The organism is Actinomyces sp. ICM58, from assembly GCF_000283035.1.
In the GTDB taxonomy this organism is placed as follows: domain Bacteria; phylum Actinomycetota; class Actinomycetes; order Actinomycetales; family Actinomycetaceae; genus Pauljensenia.
Genome location: NZ_ALIY01000081.1, coordinates 1 through 2,321 on the forward strand (window position 1 = coordinate 1; position 2,321 = coordinate 2,321).

The 2,321-nt window shown below is 62.2% G+C and carries 5 protein-coding genes; 4 read left to right on the forward strand and 1 reads right to left on the reverse strand.

Annotation, left to right across the window (positions count from 1 at the left end; translation table 11 throughout):
- The first annotated feature begins 95 nt into the window (after positions 1–95).
- Together HMPREF1138_RS03995 and HMPREF1138_RS04000 are read left to right on the forward strand one after the other, a co-directional pair.
- Positions 96–404 carry a WXG100 family type VII secretion target gene (locus HMPREF1138_RS03995; protein ID WP_039936799.1) on the forward strand — a complete coding sequence of 103 codons (309 nt, stop codon included), beginning with the start codon at positions 96–98 and terminating at the stop codon, positions 402–404.
- A gap of 25 nt (positions 405–429) precedes the next feature.
- The gene (locus tag HMPREF1138_RS04000) at positions 430–720 is read left to right on the forward strand and encodes a WXG100 family type VII secretion target (RefSeq protein ID WP_009056837.1); all 291 of its coding nucleotides are present in this window, start codon (positions 430–432) and stop codon (positions 718–720) included.
- A gap of 266 nt (positions 721–986) precedes the next feature.
- On the opposite strand, the gene HMPREF1138_RS11020 is transcribed toward HMPREF1138_RS04000, so the two are convergent.
- Positions 987–1,376 carry a hypothetical protein gene (locus HMPREF1138_RS11020; RefSeq protein ID WP_155887131.1) on the reverse strand — a complete coding sequence of 130 codons (390 nt, stop codon included), beginning with the start codon at positions 1,374–1,376 and terminating at the stop codon, positions 987–989.
- A 25-nt stretch (positions 1,377–1,401) separates the two neighbouring features.
- Between HMPREF1138_RS11020 and HMPREF1138_RS11555 the strand changes: the two genes are divergently transcribed.
- Positions 1,402–1,533: a hypothetical protein gene (locus HMPREF1138_RS11555; protein ID WP_272942385.1), complete on the forward strand. Its 132-nt coding sequence runs from the start codon at positions 1,402–1,404 to the stop codon at positions 1,531–1,533.
- A 537-nt stretch (positions 1,534–2,070) separates the two neighbouring features.
- On the forward strand, positions 2,071–2,321 hold a 251-nt coding region (locus HMPREF1138_RS04005), incomplete at its 3' end, for a hypothetical protein (protein WP_039936801.1).

The window sequence follows — 2,321 nt, forward strand, 5'->3', positions numbered from 1 at the left end:
GTTAGACTTTTGGTGGGTTGTGTGGTTAGACTGGCGTTGCAAGTAGGGCGTTCCCGTTGTGGGGGCGTTCTCCCATCGATGATCTGGGAGGAAATATGACCGATCAGAAGGCTCTAGAGGGTGCGCTGCTCAAGGGCGCGCAGACTATTGAGGACGCGCAGGGGCAGATTCAGTCTGAGCTGAGCTCGCTGCAGTCGAAGCTGGCTGGCATTGGCTCTGCATGGCAGGGTGAGGCTGCGTCGGCGTTCCAGAAGGTGATGTCTCAGTGGGATGCTGAGGCTCGTAAGGTGACCGAGGCGCTCACGGAGCTGCATGCTGCGATGCGTTCGGCGGATGCGAAGTCTAAGGCGAACGAAGACGAGCAGGCCGCTGTGATGAACAAGTTCCAGTCGATGCTTGGCTGATTGAGAGTAGGGAAGGTTTTTTATCATGGCTGATATTCTGTACAACTACGGTCAGATTGAGCAGGCTGTTGCTGATATGGGTGCGGGTGTGAACTCGCTCAATGGCAAGCTTGAGGATATGGATTCGCAGCTGCGTCAGCTGCAGTCGTCCTGGGATGGTCAGGCGAAGCAGGCGTATGAGGTGTCGAAGGCGAAGTGGACTGATGGCATGAACGGGATCGTGGAGATCCTGCAGAGTGTGTCGGCTGCTGTGTCTGAGGCTCGTCAGGCTGCTGAGGCCACGGATTCGCGTAACGCTGCTGGTTTTGGTGGCTGAGTGAGTGTGTGATCGCTGCGGGGAGGGGCGTGTCCCCTCCCCGCGGTGGTTGTCTGGTGGGAGCTACACGCACCGCGTGTGCTTCCAGAATTTTGTCTGAGCGTTGTGAGTGCATGTGAGGTTGTACCGTGGTTTCATCGCCGAATTATGAGCGCGTTAAGAAGCTGATCGAACTGACGATTGAGCCTCTTGGTGATTCCGATTACCAGGAGAATTCTCGGTCGGGAGAAGCGCATGGAAAGGTTGATAACGCGCATTCTACGTCGTCAGACTTCGCTACCGACCAGAGTACGGGGCAGTCGCAGACCAAGGAAGGCGCAAGCGGCTGGATGACGGATTTTGTGGGTGATGCGAATCTCCACATGAGTAATATCGCCACCACGAAGGCTCACCACGTCGCGCTGCGCGACGAGATGTCTTCCTTGGTGGACAGCGGTCGTTCCTTGAGCCCAGTGTTGGTGCCGGAAAGTCTCGAGTACCTGCGTAACTCTGACGAGAAGGTGACCATCCAGGATCCTACGGTCGCTGCGCGCGCGGGTGCAGTTGAGGTCACGGGGCGCGCCTATATCGCTGCGCTTGAGGCCCAGAATAATGAGAAGCGTGAAGCTGCTGCCGACGCGATTCTTGATAAGCTCAACGCGCGGGGCAGCGATCACGCATCTGGCTTGTACACCAAGATGGATGACTATACCCCGGAAGCGTGGCAACCCGCAGGCGGATCTGTGGGTGCAGCTGTTGTGGACGCTGCCCGGAACCTCCTCAATCGTGTCGGTCGCTCCAATGGGGGTGGCGGTGGCGGAGGCGCTCACGTGAATGGTGGCGGCGGGCTGTCGAGTGTCACCACTGGTGCTTCTGGCACGAGCGGTTGGGTCCGGCCCACGGGGGATCAGCCGGGCAGTATTTCCAACCCAATCACTGATCCGAATCAGTTGGCACACATCGATGTCACCAGCACTCCTATCAATCCTCGTATGACGCCCAATGGCCCTGCCGGTGGGCACATGCCAGCCGATGTGCTCAACGCGAATGATCCCGCATGGCGTGCGACTCCGCCGGTTGGTGGCAACGTTGCCCGTATCGCGGGTGGCACACTCGTAGCTGGAACCACGGCTGGCGTTGGGGGCCTGGCTGCCGCGCGCGGCGGTGGCGGCTTCTCTGGTATCGGTGGGCTCGCTACAGGTTCCTCCGGCTCCGCGCTGCGCTCCGTGGCTCCCGCCGGTGGCGTGTTGCGTCCGTCGACGATGCCCGGCGGCGCCGCTGGCGTTGCCGGTCGCGGTGGCGTCGGTGGTGCTGGTATGCGTTCTGGCATGGCTCCCGTCGGTTCTTCCGGTTCCGGCGGCGCGGGCTCGCGTGGCGGTGCCGGTCTTGCCGGCCGCGGCGGCGTTGGTGCTGCTGGTCGTGGCGGCGTGGTGGGTACCGGCGGTCAGTCCGGTGCTCGTAGCGCTGGCGTGGCAGGTCGTGGCGGTGCTGGTGCCGCCGGTCGCGGTGGTGCTGGTGCCGCCGGTCGCGGCGGTGCTGCTGGCCGCAGTGGTGTCTCCGGTGCCCTTGGTCGCGAGGGCGGCGCGGGTTCTGCTCGTGGCGGTGCCGCTGGCCGTGGCGGT